This is a genomic window from Bacteroidota bacterium, assembly GCA_016718825.1.
Lineage (GTDB): Bacteria > Bacteroidota > Bacteroidia > J057 > JADKCL01 > JADKCL01.
Map to the genome: position 1 here is coordinate 214,257 of JADKCL010000065.1, position 17,035 is coordinate 231,291.

21 protein-coding genes and 1 pseudogene are annotated in these 17,035 nt (G+C 48.3%); 18 read left to right on the forward strand and 4 right to left on the reverse strand.

What is annotated here, in order from left to right; genetic code table 11:
* The first annotated feature begins 161 nt into the window (after positions 1-161).
* Positions 162-608 (forward strand): SRPBCC domain-containing protein, encoded by a 447-nt coding sequence (locus tag IPN95_29880; GenBank protein MBK9453523.1) that lies wholly within the window; start codon positions 162-164, stop codon positions 606-608.
* Here IPN95_29880 and pfkA read toward each other — a convergent pair.
* Positions 605-1,584: pseudogene (gene pfkA / locus IPN95_29885) on the reverse strand (6-phosphofructokinase). The gene IPN95_29880 and the pseudogene pfkA overlap by 4 nt on opposite strands.
* Positions 1,585-1,687: 103 nt before the next feature.
* On the opposite strand from pfkA, the gene IPN95_29890 reads away from it, so the two are divergent.
* The gene (locus tag IPN95_29890; protein ID MBK9453524.1) at positions 1,688-1,930 is read left to right on the forward strand and encodes a hypothetical protein; all 243 of its coding nucleotides are present in this window, start codon (positions 1,688-1,690) and stop codon (positions 1,928-1,930) included.
* A gap of 5 nt (positions 1,931-1,935) precedes the next feature.
* Here the strand turns inward: IPN95_29890 and IPN95_29895 are convergent, their stop codons facing one another.
* Together IPN95_29895 and IPN95_29900 are read right to left on the reverse strand one after the other, a co-directional pair.
* A complete protein-coding gene (locus IPN95_29895) occupies positions 1,936-2,157 on the reverse strand; it encodes a hypothetical protein (protein ID MBK9453525.1) in 222 nt (73 codons plus the stop codon).
* Positions 2,157-2,918 (reverse strand): metallophosphoesterase, encoded by a 762-nt coding sequence (locus IPN95_29900; GenBank protein MBK9453526.1) that lies wholly within the window; start codon positions 2,916-2,918, stop codon positions 2,157-2,159. Before IPN95_29900 ends, IPN95_29895 begins: the two co-directional genes overlap by 1 nt.
* 66 nt (positions 2,919-2,984) lie before the next feature.
* Here IPN95_29900 and IPN95_29905 point away from each other — a divergent pair, with 66 nt between their 5' ends.
* The 10 genes from IPN95_29905 to IPN95_29950 all read left to right on the forward strand — a co-directional run bounded on the left by IPN95_29905 (position 2,985) and on the right by IPN95_29950 (position 10,758).
* Positions 2,985-3,122, forward strand: a complete 138-nt coding sequence (locus tag IPN95_29905) for a hypothetical protein (protein ID MBK9453527.1) — start codon at positions 2,985-2,987, stop codon at positions 3,120-3,122.
* Positions 3,123-3,178: 56 nt separating this feature from the next.
* On the forward strand, positions 3,179-3,442 hold the full coding sequence (locus IPN95_29910) for a hypothetical protein (GenBank protein ID MBK9453528.1): 264 nt from the start codon (positions 3,179-3,181) through the stop codon (positions 3,440-3,442).
* A 184-nt stretch (positions 3,443-3,626) separates the two neighbouring features.
* On the forward strand, positions 3,627-4,136 hold the full coding sequence (locus IPN95_29915) for a hypothetical protein (GenBank protein ID MBK9453529.1): 510 nt from the start codon (positions 3,627-3,629) through the stop codon (positions 4,134-4,136).
* 771 nt (positions 4,137-4,907) lie between these two features.
* A complete protein-coding gene (locus IPN95_29920; GenBank protein ID MBK9453530.1) occupies positions 4,908-5,126 on the forward strand; it encodes a hypothetical protein in 219 nt (72 codons plus the stop codon).
* A 33-nt stretch (positions 5,127-5,159) separates the two neighbouring features.
* Positions 5,160-6,632 (forward strand): hypothetical protein, encoded by a 1,473-nt coding sequence (locus tag IPN95_29925; GenBank protein ID MBK9453531.1) that lies wholly within the window; start codon positions 5,160-5,162, stop codon positions 6,630-6,632.
* Positions 6,622-7,110 carry a hypothetical protein gene (locus IPN95_29930; protein MBK9453532.1) on the forward strand — a complete coding sequence of 163 codons (489 nt, stop codon included), beginning with the start codon at positions 6,622-6,624 and terminating at the stop codon, positions 7,108-7,110. Before IPN95_29925 ends, IPN95_29930 begins: the two co-directional genes overlap by 11 nt.
* Before the next feature lie 424 nt (positions 7,111-7,534).
* The gene (locus IPN95_29935; protein MBK9453533.1) at positions 7,535-7,933 is read left to right on the forward strand and encodes a hypothetical protein; all 399 of its coding nucleotides are present in this window, start codon (positions 7,535-7,537) and stop codon (positions 7,931-7,933) included.
* A 1,230-nt stretch (positions 7,934-9,163) separates the two neighbouring features.
* Entirely contained in the window at positions 9,164-9,493 is a 330-nt protein-coding gene (locus IPN95_29940) for a hypothetical protein (GenBank protein ID MBK9453534.1), read from the forward strand.
* Positions 9,494-9,691: 198 nt separating this feature from the next.
* Positions 9,692-9,997: a hypothetical protein gene (locus IPN95_29945; protein MBK9453535.1), complete on the forward strand. Its 306-nt coding sequence runs from the start codon at positions 9,692-9,694 to the stop codon at positions 9,995-9,997.
* Positions 9,998-10,206: 209 nt separating this feature from the next.
* Positions 10,207-10,758, forward strand: coding sequence for a hypothetical protein (locus tag IPN95_29950; protein MBK9453536.1), 552 nt, complete (start codon positions 10,207-10,209; stop codon positions 10,756-10,758).
* Between the two features lie 721 nt (positions 10,759-11,479).
* On the opposite strand, the gene IPN95_29955 is transcribed toward IPN95_29950, so the two are convergent.
* The gene (locus tag IPN95_29955) at positions 11,480-11,683 is read right to left on the reverse strand and encodes a hypothetical protein (GenBank protein ID MBK9453537.1); all 204 of its coding nucleotides are present in this window, start codon (positions 11,681-11,683) and stop codon (positions 11,480-11,482) included.
* A 515-nt stretch (positions 11,684-12,198) separates the two neighbouring features.
* Here IPN95_29955 and IPN95_29960 point away from each other — a divergent pair.
* From IPN95_29960 to IPN95_29985, 6 genes are read left to right on the forward strand one after another with little or no spacing between them, the layout of a single operon-like run.
* A complete protein-coding gene (locus IPN95_29960) occupies positions 12,199-12,888 on the forward strand; it encodes a hypothetical protein (protein MBK9453538.1) in 690 nt (229 codons plus the stop codon).
* 1 nt (position 12,889) lies between these two features.
* The gene (locus IPN95_29965; GenBank protein MBK9453539.1) at positions 12,890-13,537 is read left to right on the forward strand and encodes a hypothetical protein; all 648 of its coding nucleotides are present in this window, start codon (positions 12,890-12,892) and stop codon (positions 13,535-13,537) included.
* A 53-nt stretch (positions 13,538-13,590) separates the two neighbouring features.
* Entirely contained in the window at positions 13,591-13,827 is a 237-nt protein-coding gene (locus tag IPN95_29970) for a hypothetical protein (GenBank protein MBK9453540.1), read from the forward strand.
* 46 nt (positions 13,828-13,873) lie between these two features.
* Positions 13,874-14,227, forward strand: a complete 354-nt coding sequence (locus IPN95_29975) for a hypothetical protein (GenBank protein MBK9453541.1) — start codon at positions 13,874-13,876, stop codon at positions 14,225-14,227.
* A 33-nt stretch (positions 14,228-14,260) separates the two neighbouring features.
* Positions 14,261-15,985: a hypothetical protein gene (locus IPN95_29980; GenBank protein MBK9453542.1), complete on the forward strand. Its 1,725-nt coding sequence runs from the start codon at positions 14,261-14,263 to the stop codon at positions 15,983-15,985.
* 1 nt (position 15,986) lies between these two features.
* The gene (locus IPN95_29985) at positions 15,987-16,859 is read left to right on the forward strand and encodes a hypothetical protein (protein MBK9453543.1); all 873 of its coding nucleotides are present in this window, start codon (positions 15,987-15,989) and stop codon (positions 16,857-16,859) included.
* The last annotated feature ends 176 nt before the right edge of the window (positions 16,860-17,035 follow it).

Sequence of the window (17,035 nt, forward strand, 5' to 3'; positions counted from 1 at the left end):
TTCATTTGAAGCGTTGATTCATTGCTGCTTTGTCGGATTTTCCGCCGCATTTTGTCGCGATTGTACATCTTGAACTTTGATGGGCCTGTTAATTTTGTGGTGCGTCCGGTGTACATTGTACCGTGTAGTACCGCCAAAATTATCTTCTCTATCCAACTTTCATGAAAAAGCTAGATTACTGTATCGATATCCACGCTCCAAAGGAAAAAGTCTGGAATTTTCTGTGGGATGACGTGACCTACCGCGCTTGGACAAAGGTATTTCACGAAGGCTCCTACGCCGTGAGCGATTGGAACGAAGGAAGCCCAATCCATTTTCTCACGCCGGACGGAAGGGGAATGTACAGCACGATTGGCAAACTGATTCCCAACACGTTCATGTCGTTTGTGCATCATGGCGAGCTGATTGATTTTAAGGAGGTTCCGCCAAATGAAAAGACGGAAAGCTGGGCAGGTGGCACCGAAAACTATACGCTTGCCGAATCCAATGGCATCACGACGCTCACCGTCAGCCACGATACAGTGCCGGAATTTGAAGCTTATTTACAAGCCAAATTTCCACTTGCAATGGCGGAAATCAAGCGACTTTGTGAGTCTGCAGTAGGTTAAATCGACAACACCTTCACCAATTCCAACAGGTTGGGATTCATGGCATTGTGTTGCTTGATCGCCTGTTCGAAGGGGGTTTCGCTGATTTCGCCCTTCATTTTGCCATACATGATGTTGAATTTTCCGGCGAGCAGGCCTTTCACGGCGGCATGGCCGAGTTCGCTTGCTTGCACGCGGTCCATGCACGTGGGCGTACCTCCGCGCTGAATGTGCCCGAGCACGGTCACGCGCGTATCGAAATGGCTCAAACGCGCCTTCACTTTGTCGGCAATCGCAAAGGCGCCACCAGCTTCGTCGCCTCGGATACCACGATGATGCTGCTCGTTTTCTTGCGGTTCCAGCCCGTCTCCAACAATTGGATCAATTCTTCGACATCCGTTTTGGTCTCGGGAATGAGCACTGCCTCTGCGCCGCCTGCGATTCCTGCATTCAACGCGATAAATCCGGCATCACGGCCCATGACTTCCACAAAAAACAGGCGGTTGTGCGAAGCTGCCGTGTCGCGAATCTTGTCGATGGCATTCACCGCGGTGTTGAGCGCGGTGTCATAGCCAATTGTATAGTCGGTGCCAAAAAGGTCATTGTCAATGGTTCCGGGCGTAGCGACGAATGGGATTCCATGCTCTTCGTAGAAAATCCTTGCGCCAGTTGTCGTTCCGTCACCGCCAATCGCCACGACGCCATCGATCCCGAATTTCCGGAGGTTTTCGGCTGCTTTGACACGACCTTCGACGGTGCGGAAGCGGGCGCTGCGCGCTGTTTTCAAAATCGTTCCGCCACGGTGAATGATGTCGCTGACCGAACCCGAATTCATTTCCACAAATTCGCCGTCGATCATGCCTTCATAACCCCGCATGATCCCGACGACGCGCAGCCCTTCAAAAATCGCAGTGCGCACCACCGCACGGATACAGGCATTCATCCCCGGCGAGTCACCACCCGAACTGAACACGCCGATCGTTTTTATTTTCGTCATGTGCCAAATATAAGGAGGATTGGAGATTTGTAAACGATCAACCTTTGCTTCACGAACGGGAAACTAATTCCGAAAGACCATGCTGAGTTTCCAAGCATGTTGAATGTGGCACCTCAAAGCCGCTGCATGGCTTGCAGAATTCAAAGAAAAAATTATTGAGAGGGTTCATGATGGCTTCCGACCTACCATTCCTTCACAAACCGAGTATGCGTTTTCTCAGGTTCCGCGACGAAAAACTCCAACCGCTCCTTGCCATTTTCATCAAAAATCAACCTTCCAAATCCGATTCCAGCATCCGTATACAGCGCTTTTTGCCGTGACCGACATAGTTGCTTTTGCAGCCTGAACCGCTCACGATATAATGCCGGCCATCAATGGAAGGTATTGAAGGTTGTGGTCGTGACCGGTGACATAAATCAGCTCTGGGTATTGTGCAAAAACTGCCTCAAGTTCCGTTTTGAGGGCTTTGTAGCGTTTGTTGGGGATGTCTTGGATGTTGCCGACATACTTGCGGTACCAAATGGCGACCGAACCCAAAACCGGCATCGGAATCCAGAGGTTTTTCTTGAACATCAACAGGGGAAACAGATGGAATTTCGGATGGTAATGGCCTCCGTGTGCCCCATAGCTGTGAAACGGATGGTGGGCGGCGACGATGATTTGTTTGTCCTTGTTGCGTTCAAGGCAGCTTTGAAGGCCGCGATAAATTCGGCATCGGTATCGGTGGCACAACCTTCGGCTTTCCCGGGTTTCTCGTGGGCGTGCAACCACCATTGGGAATCGTAGGCCAACAGCGTAATGCGTTCATTCAGGGGCAATTCGAATGGACCCGGACAGCCGTCGTCGGGAAGGTAGGTATTGCCCTGATTCAGGTGCTTTTCCACGAATTGTTCTTCGCGCAAGCGTGCCGCATAACCCTCGGGCTTGCCTTGCGCCCAGTCGTGGTTGCCGGGGATCACGATGGTTTTTCCCTGAAAACCGTTCGCAGGTTCCAACTGTGTGGTCATCCGGCGCTCCATTTCCTTGCGGTCGGGGGCTGAATCAGCGGGAAGGCCATATTCGTAGATATTGTCGCCCAAATAAATCACTGCACTGTTGGGACCCGCTTCCGAAAGTTGTTTTTTCAATTCGGCGAAGGCAGGCGAAGGTTTGTCGGCAGCGGATTTTCCGCAATCGCCGATCATGAACAAGGTGAAGGTGCCGGGCGCAGTCGGGAGGGGAGGGGTAGCCGTTTCCAGCAGCTGTTGGTTATAGCTTTGGTTGTACCAAGGGCGTGGCGTGGTGCAGCCTGCGAGATGCAACCAACAGGCAAGTATTACATAAATCCCTTTCATTTTGCGAATCTAGGTAAGATAAATTGAATGTAAATCAATCTCGCGCGACCGTCGATTACTCCTGCAATGAGCCTGGAAGAGATCGTTTCGACCCTCAAGGCAGATATCATGGGGAGCAAAAAGCCTGTGCTGATCCAAAACGCAAAGATTTTGAGCAAGCGCAAGGACTTGATCCGCTTTCTTGCGGATACGAGCGCCTTGTGATTTCTGTTCCTGGAATTATCACTTCGGTTCAGAGCCACATTCTGAAAACTGATTCAGTGATTGTTGACGCCTTGCTCGGTCAAGGAGAGGCATTGGATTGCTACAATATGCGATTGCAAGAGGAGGCGTCCCGTGCTGCCGAACTGCGCAACAGCCGTTATGAGGCCGAAACGAGTCAGGAAGCCGCCAAGATCACAGCTGCACTTGCAACGATTGCCGCGATCACGGACCCTGTTTTGCAAGCCGACGCCCACAAAAAGATGTTTGGTTCCTGCTGCTCCATGGATGAGTTGAACTTGATCCTGAATCCAGCACCTTGATTTACGCCCAATATTTTTATATCTTTAGACAGCATGGGACTCTTCGACGGAATCAATAATCCTTGGGCACCTGGAGGTCAAATGGCCTCTAGGTTGCCTTGGCACAAGGGGCCACAGCTATGGTTGGGGCCATGGCAATGAATTTTTCCACCCTAAGACCAAGGAGCAAATCCAGAAAGAGGCCATGTTGCAGCTAGCGATTTTGGCAGCGGTTTTGGTTGCACCTGCAATTGTAGATGCGGGAGGAGGTGCGGGTGCGAGTGCTAAGAAGGTGGCGAAAAAATCCACTCTAAGGAAATTCTGCTCGTTCATAGTCATGATTTTGATGTGGCAAATGACATTCTCTCAGTGGTCGTTCAATGATTTCCGTTGCATTTCAAATCGTACGATCGAATTCGAAATCGTACGAACCAGTCTTCAGTTGCAACAGAACAACACGGTAACACCTTCAAAATATCGATACGTGGTAAGATCAAATGATTGTATCGATTCTTTGGATCAGACCAGAATTAAATTCATGGTCGACAATTTTCAGAATTTGGAGTATGATTGGGGATTCAACATTACCTTGTATTCCTACTTTGGACGCGATGCCTATCTAATTATGAATTCCACCCCAAATGAATGGCGCGTTTTAGGCAAAGCTGATGATTGGGCATATTGGAAAAAGGAAATCACGAAGAGAATTGATTAATTCAATCTCAGTTATATCAGCGCTTTCACCGCGGCAACTACATTTAATACGATTTGTTTATGGCACTCTTCGACGGAATCAATCATGCTTGGGTACCCGGAGGTCAAATGGCCACCAGGCTGCCATGGGCGCAGGCAGGCCGAAGCTATGGCTGGGGGCACGGAAATGAATTTTTTCACCCCAAAACCTAAGATTGCAGAGCAGAAGCGCAGAGATTATTTGAAAGAAGAATAAATATGGAACCTATGTCGAAACACAGAGTCTCTTCATTTGCGCATCCATTGAGTTGCGTTCTTGCAATCGTCTTGATAAATGTGCTGTTGTTGTTTAGTAACGTTCTGGGGCAAAATCATCCTTGGATGCATATTGATTCGTTGAAGGTATCCTTTTGGTCGCGTGTTTGGAAGATTGAAGAAAAGGACGTAAACGGAAATTGGCAAATGGAGCCTACTAGGTACATTGTGAAGATTGAATTTCCGGATGTTTACAAAAGTGAAGTTAATACATGGAGTAGGCAGGAGTGGCTGAGGAATCTGCGGACTGAAACAAGCGATTTTTCGACCAATCTGATTCTTTATTGGATAACCCAAAAGGATGCAACTCTTTTGAAAGAACGTATGCCATTAGGTTGGCGAAAACACGGAAAAGCACAAGACATTCGATATTGGAAACGGTACTTAAAACGGAACAGGCCACAAATCCACTAGAAAAGAATCACTCCTGAATGGCGGTGCAATACTTCGCCGAGGCGAGGCTTTGGATTGCTACAATATGCGATTGCAAGAAGAGGCATCACGTGCCGCAGAACTTCGGAATACGCGCTATGAGCAAGAGACGAGCCAAGAGGCCGACAAGGTCACTGCGGCTTTGGCTGCCATCGCCGCCATCACCGATCCCGTGGCACAAGCCGACGCCTACAAAAAGATGTTTGGGACCTGCTGCTCTACTACCGAGGAGCTGAGCCTCATTCTGAACCCGGCAACCATTTGATTCTTTCATCCCAAAGATCTAACTTTAAACAACATGGGATACTTTGAGGACATCCAAAATCCATGGTCTCCAGGGGGGCAGATGTCTCCCTGGATGCCTTGGGCGCAGCCTGGCCTGAACTATGGCTGGGGACATGGAAATGAGTTCTTCCACCCCAAGACCAAGGAGCAAATCCAGGAGGAGGCCTTGATGCAATTGGCGGTGCTGGCTGTGGTTTTGGTGGCGCCCGCGTTGGTGGGTGCTGGCGGGGGCGCAGGCGCTGGTGGAAGCCTTGGAAGTGGCGCTGGGTCAGCAGGCGGTAGCCTAGGAGCTGGCGGCGGCATCGGAGGAAGTTTAGGTGCAGGCATGGGAACATCTGCGGAGGCGGCCGGTAGCATACTCACGCAAGCGGAGGCAGTGTCTGGCTTGGTGGACTCGACTTTGATGGCAGCGCCTATGGTGCCTGCTGCAGGTGCAGGAGCAGGAGCAGGAGCAGGTGTAGCGGGCACGAGTCTATTGGGAGGGTTGGGCGTTGCGGCAATTCTAGAACCATTTTTGCAGCCAGACTCCATGCAAATCTTGCAGCAGTCTGCGATGATGGGAGAAGCGCATCTGAATAGCACTTTGCATCAGCTGGATTGGTCTGTACAACAGGTGGAGTTAGAACATCAACAAGGTCTGCAATCCCCGAAATGGCGACCAGCTGTTGAGCGGATCAATCCGAGGACACCTTCCATGAGGGACACATCCAAATTGCATAATGCTGTGCCGATGATTTTGGGTGTTGCAAAAGAAATTGGGAAAAGTCTAGGAATGCAACAGGCGATCAGAAAAGCTCTACTTGAGAATCCTTGTAATCCAATAATTTCTGGAGATTTGAGTGTTCTGCTTCAGAAAATAATGAAAGAACAGATTGCGTTATTTGAGAATATTTGGAAATCGAACAACTTATTTGAATCCAATTCATTTTCAATACAGCAGGACCCAATAAGGGAAGCCATTGAGAAAGGGTTGAAATCACCTCGATTTAGGTCACTTTGGGATGAAAATGAATTCGATTTGAATAATTATTCCGAAAAGTTTAAAATTGGCACTCAAACCAGATATTGGAGTGGAACCGATGATTATATAGAAATTCACATTCGTGGTAATGGCTATGACATTTTAGCAATAACTCATGAACTAACAAATCGTAAATATAGTCGAGTGCTTGATGCTCTGGACGACTCTGTATCCAAAGGCGAGATTTCATTTGATGATTATTCACATGGGATAATTGGCATTGAGCTAAATGGTATTGTGAACAAGATCGTTGTTGCTTCTGAGTTGAAGATTCCATATGAATCTGTACAAAGATTGGTGGATTATTATGGTAATGGTTCAATTTCTGAGAATGAAGTGGTCAATTACATCAGAGAAGCGATTGAGAATGCTATTATAAAGGATACTGGACTACCTGCTTTAGAGCATTATAAATTAATGGGCGAACGTATAAGAACTCGATTTTTGAGGGAGAATGGAAATTAAAGCGTGGATGAAGATGGAGCAAAAAAAGTTCTCAATATCGAGATGCTTATTTGTTTTTTTAGCACTTTGTTGCCCCATTTCCACAATTTTTGCACAACATCCACAATGGTTAAGCCACGATTCGTTGCATATAATGATTGGTAGGACTGCTATGGATATTTTGGAAACAGACTCATCAGGAAGGTGGGTTGTTTCGCCGGGAATGACTGTGATCGGATTCCAGCTTCGCCAAGATCAAATAACCGAATTGGATTCATGGGGTGCGAGACAATGGAAGTCACATTTAGTGAGAAAGAGAACAAGTTACATTACCAATTGCTTACTGTATGCTTTGAATGAGAAGGATGCAACCTTGTTAAATGTGGTATCAAAAGAATCTTGGGAAAAATTAGACCGAAAAGAGGATGTTATCTTTTGGCGAGCGTTTCTGCAAGAATCAAAGTTGCCCAGTGCGAAAATATTGGCAAAACCTCAATAGTCGTCCCTTAAAAACCAAGCCCCAATCGCCAAAACTGGCCGGTACCGCTGGCTGAGATTGTGAAGAATTGTTGCATCAAGCGTACCAAAGTGAGACCCTCTGAGAGGTTTTTGCCCCGTTGCAGCGCTTGGATGGCCTTCTTACCGGCCATTAGTAACCACATTAGGCCGTGCAGAAGCGAAAATCGCATGGAAAGACTCCTAATCCAGAGTCTGAGGTTCCACGCCGTTGCGGCCATGAGCAGGTTGATCACGTCCCCTTGGTCCCCCTTGAGGAAGTTCCTGCCCATTCTGTAATCTTGCTTGAGATGTGATATTCTTGGTTCTATTGCCGCGCGTACTCCGAGGGCGATTCCTTTGTTTTCCTACCCCACAAAACGCTAAAATATTGCGTTTCCAGCAACTGGGGGCCATTTTCGTGGTTTTTGCAACATGCAAGATGTTGTGGGACCTCTACCACCAAGTTGGAGGACTTCTACGACCACGTTGAAGGACATGTGCCGCTACGTTGGAGGAATTGTACGCCTACGTTGGAGGAATTGTACGCCTACGTTGGAGGAATTGTACGCCTACGTTGGAGGACTTGTACGCTTACGTTGGAGGACTTGTACGCTTACGTTGGAGGAATTGTACGCTCACGTTGGAGGACTTGTACGCCCACGTTGGAGGACTTGTACGCTTACGTTGGAGGACTTGTACGCTTACGTTGGAGGACTTGGACGCCCACGTTGGAGGAATTGTGCGCCTACGTTGGAGGACTTGTACGCCCACGTTGGAGGAATTGTACGCTCACGTTTGAGGACTTCTACGCCCATGTTGGATGACTTTGCCGTTCATGCTGGAGGAATTGAATTTTCATGTTGTGGACCATGGATTTTCGGGTTGTGGAACATCGGCAAGGAGGTTGATCTACAACGGCGCTTGTGTGCAACGGGTCGAATTCGGCTTTTTAGGTTTTCAGCGGGCCATTGGAGGATTTGGGACCCATTCGAAGGCAAGAATTGCATCGCACGGCTGGACTTTGAAGCAACGTGGCTGGTTGCCAAAGCTCGCGATAGGACAAATGACAAGCCGATCCACGACAATCGACCACCCTAAAAATCGCATCGAATTTTTGACACAAGCTGTCGTGTGTCCTGATAAGTTTCATACATGATGAAGGAAGTTTTTGAAATAGAACTTGGCCCTTTGGGGCGGCTTGCAGGAGCTGCCCGAAACCACCTTGGGCGGCATTGGTCAAAAGCCCTTGTCGTGAGCGTCAAGGAAAAACACCCGGCTTGGGTGAAGGTGTGCGTAGTGGAGACGAATGTGAATGAACCACTGATGAAGCGTCGAAAGTGTCAACAGATGACATCAAAACGGGGGGCTTGACATCAGCTCCCCGATGAGTACTGCGGGAACCTGTTTACTGGCAGTGCGGTGTCCGGCGTTTAGGTGGCGTGAACACTATGCGGGCGTGTATGGAAAACAGGAGAAACAGCCTTGCAATGCCAAGGGAAAAGGCGCGATCCCAGAAAGAGAGGCCGTAGTACCGACTGTGCATGGCTGTGGCGGACTGCATCGTAGTAGCGTTGAAGCCTTGGGAAACTTGGTGGAGCGAAGGGGTGCGGCCTTTTCGGTCTCAAAGCCTGACAACTGCAAAAGCAGGAGGATCAGGATGGAAGTGACCAGACCGATTCCAATCACCAGAATGATGGTGATGGAGGCTTACAAGCGGGTGAAGGCGAACAGGGGCAGTGCAGGGTGACGCGGCGAAAGCCTCGAGATGTTCCGAGGCGAACCTGAAGGACAACCTGTACAAGATCTGGAACCGCCTGACCTCGGGAGTTACTTCCCACCTGCGGTGAAAGCCGTGCCGATACCAAAGGCAGGGGAAAGTGAGGGTATTGGGTGTGCCGACCGTTGCCGACAGGGTGGCCAAATGGTTGTGAAGCAAATCTTGGAACCAAAGGCTGGAAGCGGTCTTTCACCCAAGTTCATTCGGCTACCGACCACGCAAAGGGCAAAAGATGCGCTGGAGCAAGTGAGGCCGGAACTGCTGGAAGTTCGGATGGGTGATCGACCTTGACATCAGGGCGTTCTTTGACGAGCTGGACCACGAGTTGCTGTTCAAGGCATTGGAACGGCATGTGAGCGAGAAGTGGATGTTGCTGTATGTTGGGCGATGGTTAAAGGCGGAAATGGAAGAAGCCGACGGGACAAGGACAGCGCGTGACAAGGGTACACCGCAAGGTGGCGTAATCAGTCCGTTCTGGCCAACCTGTTCCCTACACTATGCGTTGAGCAAGTGGATGGAACAAGAATGCCCTGAACTGCCTTTCGAGCGTTACGCCGACGACATCATCGTCCACTGCAACACGCGGAACAGGCCGAGCAAACCCTAGCCCTCATACGGGCGAGGATGCGACCTGCCGACTCGTGCTGCACCCAGACAAGACGCGCATCGTCCATTGCAAGGCAACAATCGCGTGGAGGATTACCCAGTCGTGAGCTTTGACTTCCTAGGTTACGTTCAAGCCCCAAGGTGAAAACCAGGACGGGCGCACGAGCCTAGGGTTCAGGCCATCGGTGGCAAGGGAGCAATGTCCAAGATGAATGCCAAGATCAAGGAGATCGGGATACATCGGCGGACGGGTTCGACCTTGCAATCACTGGCCGACAGGATAAATCCCATGCTGCGCGGATGGCTGAACTACTTCACGCTCTACCGCAAGCACGACGTGAGGCCGATCTTGTACAATCTGGAAAATCGGCTGCTAGGATGGGCCCGCAACCGCCCAGCGGTTGCACGGCTCTCAAGCGCGCTGCAAACTGGTTCTAAAGACGCTATGTCGAAAACCCGCGATTGTTTGCCCATTGGACAGCAGGCTTCACCCCGACCCATGTAAGCCAGAGGTTACGAAAAGGAAGAGCCGTATGAGTCGAGAGGTTCAAGTACGGTTCTGTGAGAGGGTGGGAGTGAATTATTTTTCACTTCTGCTCTACTCGACAAAAGTGGCGCGTAATCTTGGGTATGAACAAGCGGCAGACAATCCGCCGGTTCAGGACGGGTGCACGTCGCTGCTCGTCAACAACAACATTTCAATGTTCCTTTTTTATGTACCAAAACATTGTAACAGGTATGAACACCGGAGCGGTAGTCAACCTCCATTCCTTGATCGATCAGTTGGAGGCCCAAGTTCGATTCCGGATCAAGTTGACACCCCAACAGCGTCAGGGGATGATCACGGTCGGCGATCGCCGCATCAGCTTTCTGGACAAAAGCCATCGGTATGCGCAGCGTCACGCCGATCTTTTGCCGCCCTACCGTAGCATCCAAGATTTCGACCGCGTGGTATTTGATTTCGAGGAATTGCAACGGGTACTCGACCGTGTCAATACCCTTCAGGAAGGTCTGAATGACACCTTGAAGCAGATTGGCTCCAATGCATTTGCTTTTGCCTTGGTTTTTTATGACTCGGTCGGCAAAGCCTCCGAAGGCGGCGTCCCCGGTACCGAGCTCATCTACAAAGATCTCGCGAAACACTTCACCCGTATCAACTCCACCGAAGAATCCGAAAAGGACAATGAAGGGTCCGCCGCATCCGGCAACGACAACGGCCCGACTCTCGGCGACAAAGGCCAAGACGGCAATTCTGTCGCTGCGTAATCGGACATTCAGAAGGAAATCTCAACACAGCCCATCGTTCGGTGGGCTGTGTTTTTTTTGTGAAGTGGGTAGCGTGGGATTTGCTACTGATGCAGGATATGATAAGTGTTGATAATCAGTGTGTTTTTATTTAGGGGGGTACCAAAGAGGTACGAAATGGAGTAATCTGGTAGGTCTTCGTCCCTTTGAGTGGTAGAATTGAAGGCTGAAATAGCACTTGTACCCCCTTTTTGGCATGGTAGATTATTCATCTTAGGGGTCTAGAGGTGATCGGGGAACCGGAGTCAAGCGGTTACTTGGACTTAACGAAATGCCCGCAGCCCTGGACAATGGGCTGCCTGAGATTCATTGAGATCATTCTTTGCTTTTTGAAAGCAAAAAAGAGCATTCGCCCAACGGTCCAGGAAGCCTGAGACAGGTGGTCAATCAGACAGCGCAAGGCGAGGGCATCCTGCAGTCAGTCAAGCCCCGGATTCGATCTCTGATTAAACGGGTGACTGTTATCATCAAGCCGCCGTGTGTCACACGAGCCTCAATGCCGACAAGGTTGAACAGCAAAGATCCAAGTCGGCAGCAGATGATTGGCGGAATCGATAGTATTCCTCGATGTTGGACGAAGCGTAACATCACTGAAGCAATGTAATTTGTAGCTCATTTAATCATGCCTGCAATAGGGAATAGTTTCTTTTGTAGCTTCGAGGGGTATGAAAGTAGAAAATCGTCAATCGGCAAGGTTGCTGCGGTTTTGGCTGCCATCGCCGCGATCACGGACCCTGAACAATGTGAATGTGCCCGGCGCGGTTGGGAGGGGAGGAGTGGGGGGCTGCAACAATTGCCGGTCATAGCTGCGGTTGTACCAAGGGCGTGGGGTGGTGCATCCTGCGAGCAGCATCCAACAGGCAAGTAATACATAAATACCTTTCATTTTGCGAATCTAGGTAAGATAAATTGAATGTAAATCAATCTCGCACGACCCTAAAATGCCTCACAACATATACGTTACGGCCGAGGCTAGATTTCATGGGTGCAAGTATCAATGTAACCTAGCGGCAGCCTTTGAATTGACAAAACATACAGTAAAGATTTGGCATTCCGTCTGATTTGCTCGGATATCCGTTTTTTTCACGTTCAATGTCATCGAGAAACAAATAAATATCACGATTGAGTTAAATGTGGATAACTTAAATCACATGTTCATAACAATCGTTAGGAAATCGGGGCGGGTATTTCTAACGTTGTGAGGTAATCTAATTTTTCATCCACCCTCTTACCTACTATTTTTTTTGAAACCTTGAAGAACCTGAAAACACAAAACTAAAAAGAACCTCTAAAGACTCTGATTATCGAGTCTGTTTTCGCTGCAACTGAATCCTACCCGCAACAAAGTGGGTATTCTCCTCAAATCTAGAATTCCAATTTAAACTCTTAATCAATTCACAAATGGCTTTAAACAATAGCTCATCCACTTCCTGCAAGGCAGGCAGTCCCTTTATTGGTCTTGGAAATGGCAGCAATGCTCCTATCCTTAACTACAATCTCCCACAGAAGACATGTTATGATGTCAACACTTTCTTTCCCGTTTACGTTCCAGAGGGCTTTTTTAAAGCCTCGGTGATGTCGGTTCCATCCAACAACCCATGGTCGCTTGCGGCTGCGATGAGCTTGGAACAAATCATTACAACACTTAAATCAGACATCATGGGCGGAAACAAGCCCGTACTCTTCCAAAATGCATCAATCTTATCTAAACGTAAAGATTTAATTCGATTTTTGACGGAAACGGGTATCAAACATGTCGTTCAGGACCTCAAGCCGGAGACTTATATTGTACATGATTCAAATTTGCGGATGCAGCCAATTCCTGGAACAGGAGGTTTCGGCAGTTCACCTTCACCACAGAGTCAAGGAAGACCTGCAGGAGGCAACCCAAGAATTAACCACCTCACCTCGATTCCGAGTCTGCCAGCTGAACGTATTCAAGTAGCAGGCTACACATTGGCGTATATCGCAGCGCAAATTGCCGATGGTTTGATACCAGAGCTTGTGGTCAAATTTTGGAAACAAAGTTGTTTGCAAGTTCAATTCTCTACCAAGTCCGAAGCCACAAATAATGATTGTAGAACATTCTAAAATGTGTGCTTTTCTCGGTGACTACGGCGCAGGCAAAACGGTGAAGACTTTTACCTTACTACCAGGTGAACGAACCAGCATCACCGTCAAAAGCTACAAAGACAAAACGAGTTCATACATGAAATCGTCGTCCACGACAACCAATGAGTACACATCAACTTACTATGCAGACGATGCCTCAAGCTATTCAGAAAAGTCAGAAAATATCTTGGATGGCTACTCACAAAGCAGCGCCAACGAACTGCAAAGCCTCATCGAATCCCAAACCGGATCAAATAGTGGAACGAACAATGAAAGTTCGGTTCTCAATGAAAACAATGAAGGATTTGGGGCACAGGGTGGTGTGAATTTGTTTGGCTTGTTTCACTGGGAAGCAGGGGGCGGTGCCAACACGACAGTCTCCAACGGTGGTTCATCGAATTCCTATCGAGAAAACCACATGAACACGCTCAATTCCGCGCTTTCTTCGCATGTCAATCAAACGGCTAATTACCGAGATGTAGAAATCAATACCACCACAGGCAATACTTCCAACCAGAGGCGGCAATGCGGGGCCTCGAACACCACCACGTCGGTTTCGCAGCAAGAGCAAATCATGATCAAAGCTGGAGAAGAGACCGTCACGATTCGAGAGCTGTCAAAACATTAACTGGAGCCGGGTTCTCAATTTCCGTATTCCGACAACTTCTCCAAGAATATGTTGTGGTCACATGGATCAACGATGCCTCCATTGTTTTCACGAACGGTTTCCCCGGTGGCCAACGGGTTGTCAGGCTCTCTGAACTCGAGATTTTCCTCAGCGAAGTATTCAACACTGCTGCTCAAAAGGACGAAGTGCGCAAGGCCATCCTTCTTCACTTCTGCAACATTGCCAATTACCAAGGCACGGTGATGCCGTTTGCAGAAAAAATCACAGAAAACCATTACGGACTGTGCTGATGCAACCTCAATCCCCTCCATTGTATATTGGCGGAAACGCAAAGACTTGGTTGACAGCTATACTTCTGGTGGATTGGTGATCACGGTTCCTGGAATTATCACTTCGGTTCAGAGCCACATCCTGAAAACTGATTCAGTGATCGTTGACGCATTGCTCGGTCAAGGAGAAGCCTTGGATTGTTACAATATGCGCTTGCAAGAGGAGGCATCCCGTGCTGCTGAACTGCGCAATAGCCGTTATGAGGCCGAAACGAGTCAGGAAGCCGCCAAGATCACAGCTGCACTTGCAACGATTGCCGCGATCACAGACCCTGTTTTGCAAGCCGACGCCTACAAAAAGATGTTTGGTTCCTGCTGCTCCATGGATGAGTTGAACTTGATCCTGAATCCAGCACCTTGATTTACTCGCACTATTTTTATATCTTTAGAGAACATGGGACTCTTCGACGGAATCAATAATCCTTGGGCACCTGGAGGTCAAATGGCCTCTAGGTTGCCTTGGGCAGAGGCAGGCCACAGCTATGGTTGGGGGCACGGCAATGAATTTTTTCACCCCAAGACCAAGGAGCAAATCCAGAAGGAGGCCATGTTGCAGCTAGCGATTTTGGCAGCTGTTTTGGTTGCACCTGCAATTGTGGGCGCTGGAGGAGGTGCGGGTGCAGGTGCAGGCGGAAGCATTGGCAGTGGTGCAGGGTCAGCAGGCGGTAGCCTTGGAGCTGGCGGCGGCATTGGCGGAGGTGTGGGTACTGGCATGGGAACATCTGCTGAGGCAGGCCTTAGCGCTATGGCGGGACAAGGCAGCCTTCTCCCAACACTTGTCGATACGACCTTAGCTGCCCCTCTCGCTGCTCCCCTAGCGCCTGCTGGAGCTGGTGCTGCGGCTGGCGCAGGCGCTGCAGGCACAAGCTTGATGGCAGGCTTGGGCGTTGCGGCAATTCTAAAGCCGTTTTTGCAACCTGATTCGGTTAGGGTGCTTCAAAATGCTGCACAGCAAGGGGAGGAACCATTGAACCGTGCTTTACATCAGTTGGCTTGGTCTGGGCAACAGGTGGAGTTTGACAATGCAGATGGAGAGATGTTTATAATGCATGCCGCACTAGCGTCAAAAATTTCTCATTCACCTATGGATTCCGAATTCCATCGGTCCATTCCCATGCTCGTTGGGGTGGCAGAAGAGATTACCAAGAGGCCGATACTTCAATATTTAATGAAGAAGGCCCAAAAAGAGAATCCCAAGAACCCGAGACTTTCTGAACAAGCGTCAACGTTGTTGCTGGATATATTGAATACACATATTACCGTCCAACAGAATTTTTGGCAAAACAGTAGCTTAGTCAATTTTGGAACTAGCAATGAGGATATTATTTTCCTGGATGCAACCGATCAAAGAAAACCATATCAAAAACTACTCGGAACAACACCAGCATCTAATTCATCTGCAAACTCATTTGATACGATCCAAGTTGGCGATACAGCTTTACCCCAAATGCCTGGGCTACTTGATCTTGACGTCGCCACCCCAAAAGAAGTGTGGGAGCATCTTCAAAAAGTACTTTTTTACGAAAATGCAACCAACCCACAAATTTCGGAAGACACTTTAGCAACTGGTAAATGGCAATTCGGAACATACTTTAATTTCAACTCTACCACCAACCCAAGCACGGGTACCAATTATTCCTATTCGTGCAATACAAATTCCGGAACTGTCAATATCAACTTTGTAAGATTGCAAAGCACATCGTTAGTTTTTAGCACATTTTCTACACGTACCGTTTCAATTTTTGGGGCTGGCCCCGGCAGTCCACGAACCGCTGCCGCACAAGGCTGCATCTTTCCGGCAGACAATGTCTTCACGTCAATTGACGGAATTGAAGTGCTTACGCCCCCTCTTCCTATTAACCCAAGTACTGGATCGGCAGCTTCAACAGAAGCAAATTCGATTCTGAAACGATTTTCAAATATCATCAATGCTGGTTGTGGACTTTTTGAGAAAAAAATGGCCTTTGATCGCATGATCGAAAATGGCAAACCTTATCGATCTCGCGTTAGAATTCCTAAACCAGTTCGATCCACATTTCCCAGCCCAGCTTATGAATATCCTTGGCCAGAACTCTATGATTATCAAGGCCAAGCTGTCTGGCCTCCAAATCTCGGATAACATGGCTGTCAAATTTATCGCATTCTTCGTCTGGGTCATAGCGCTTTGCCCATTGTACGGCCAATCAAATTGGCGTCTTGACCTGTCATCGAATGCTAAATCCACTGATTTTGGAGTCATTGATGATGGTGTTGTAGCGATTCAGCAGCTGGAAAGAGATGAAAAGCACCTCAAAGTGCGCATGTTTACCGTTGGCCTAGATGGAATCTTGCGATTTGATTCGATTTTCAGCATGACTGGAAGGTATTTGCTAGGTAATTTCTGCATCAGTGATGATGGGAAGCGGTTTGCCTTTGTCACACAAAAAGACACCATTGGTAACACAAAAAAGTTTACCGTAAACACCTTTCTGTCTAATGGAAAGCGCGACCTCCAATATACTTTTTCTGCGGTCTATTGTCGCACAATCGCCATCGCCAACAATGGTTCATGTCTCATGGTATACAATAACAATGTGACCAAAGGAACTGTTCTTGAGGAGGTCGCTCCGAATGAAACGGGCTCGGTGAGGACAATACTGCAATACAATCCCGTACGTGACAACGGTATTCATGTAATCTCAAATCCTCAGGGTGGATGGTTTTTAATTCGAAATGTATTTGATCCACAACTTGCCAAGCGCTACAATGTCTGCACTCCAAACGAACAACTTGAAATTGGCCACTTACGAAATGGGAAGTACCACTCACTTTTCAAATTTCAGGAAGATCCTTGGATGTCTAGGCATCAATTTGTCGACGCTTCCTTGGTTCTGATGAAGGATCAATTGCACCTATGGACGCGTATTTTTGTAAGAGATGCATCTGAAATCAATACCTTGAAATGTAACCAAGAAACATTTCCAATTCCACGCAAGGCGTATTTGCACCCATGATACGATTCAACCTACCTAGAAACCCAGGAATATCACGTTTTCTCATTTTCACTGGGAAAACGGGTAAAAAAAGTCGAAGACAGAAAAACGGTCCTCAATGTCTCAAATAAATGGAGTATAGCCGAAGGTACGGATGGGAAATATCTACAAAACCTTAGCGATGGATTAATCGCATG

What these genes read in the sequence shown, in the direction of transcription:
- IPN95_29905 (MBK9453527.1), top strand. Translation starts at nt 2,985, where the DNA reads ATGAGCCTGGAAGAGATCGTTTCGACCCTCAAGGCAGATATCATGGGG.
- IPN95_29930 (MBK9453532.1), top strand. Translation starts at nt 6,622, where the DNA reads ATGGAAATTAAAGCGTGGATGAAGATGGAGCAAAAAAAGTTCTCAATA.
- IPN95_29980 (MBK9453542.1), top strand. Translation starts at nt 14,261, where the DNA reads ATGGGACTCTTCGACGGAATCAATAATCCTTGGGCACCTGGAGGTCAA.
- IPN95_29925 (MBK9453531.1), top strand. Translation starts at nt 5,160, where the DNA reads ATGGGATACTTTGAGGACATCCAAAATCCATGGTCTCCAGGGGGGCAG.
- IPN95_29895 (MBK9453525.1), bottom strand. Translation starts at nt 2,157, where the DNA reads ATGTTCAAGAAAAACCTCTGGATTCCGATGCCGGTTTTGGGTTCGGTC.
- IPN95_29915 (MBK9453529.1), top strand. Translation starts at nt 3,627, where the DNA reads ATGTTGCAGCTAGCGATTTTGGCAGCGGTTTTGGTTGCACCTGCAATT.
- IPN95_29900 (MBK9453526.1), bottom strand. Translation starts at nt 2,918, where the DNA reads ATGAAAGGGATTTATGTAATACTTGCCTGTTGGTTGCATCTCGCAGGC.
- IPN95_29945 (MBK9453535.1), top strand. Translation starts at nt 9,692, where the DNA reads ATGTCCAAGATGAATGCCAAGATCAAGGAGATCGGGATACATCGGCGG.
- IPN95_29985 (MBK9453543.1), top strand. Translation starts at nt 15,987, where the DNA reads ATGGCTGTCAAATTTATCGCATTCTTCGTCTGGGTCATAGCGCTTTGC.
- IPN95_29950 (MBK9453536.1), top strand. Translation starts at nt 10,207, where the DNA reads ATGTACCAAAACATTGTAACAGGTATGAACACCGGAGCGGTAGTCAAC.
- IPN95_29965 (MBK9453539.1), top strand. Translation starts at nt 12,890, where the DNA reads ATGTGTGCTTTTCTCGGTGACTACGGCGCAGGCAAAACGGTGAAGACT.
- IPN95_29880 (MBK9453523.1), top strand. Translation starts at nt 162, where the DNA reads ATGAAAAAGCTAGATTACTGTATCGATATCCACGCTCCAAAGGAAAAA.
- IPN95_29960 (MBK9453538.1), top strand. Translation starts at nt 12,199, where the DNA reads ATGGCTTTAAACAATAGCTCATCCACTTCCTGCAAGGCAGGCAGTCCC.
- IPN95_29920 (MBK9453530.1), top strand. Translation starts at nt 4,908, where the DNA reads ATGCGATTGCAAGAAGAGGCATCACGTGCCGCAGAACTTCGGAATACG.
- IPN95_29890 (MBK9453524.1), top strand. Translation starts at nt 1,688, where the DNA reads ATGTGGCACCTCAAAGCCGCTGCATGGCTTGCAGAATTCAAAGAAAAA.
- IPN95_29955 (MBK9453537.1), bottom strand. Translation starts at nt 11,683, where the DNA reads ATGAAAGGTATTTATGTATTACTTGCCTGTTGGATGCTGCTCGCAGGA.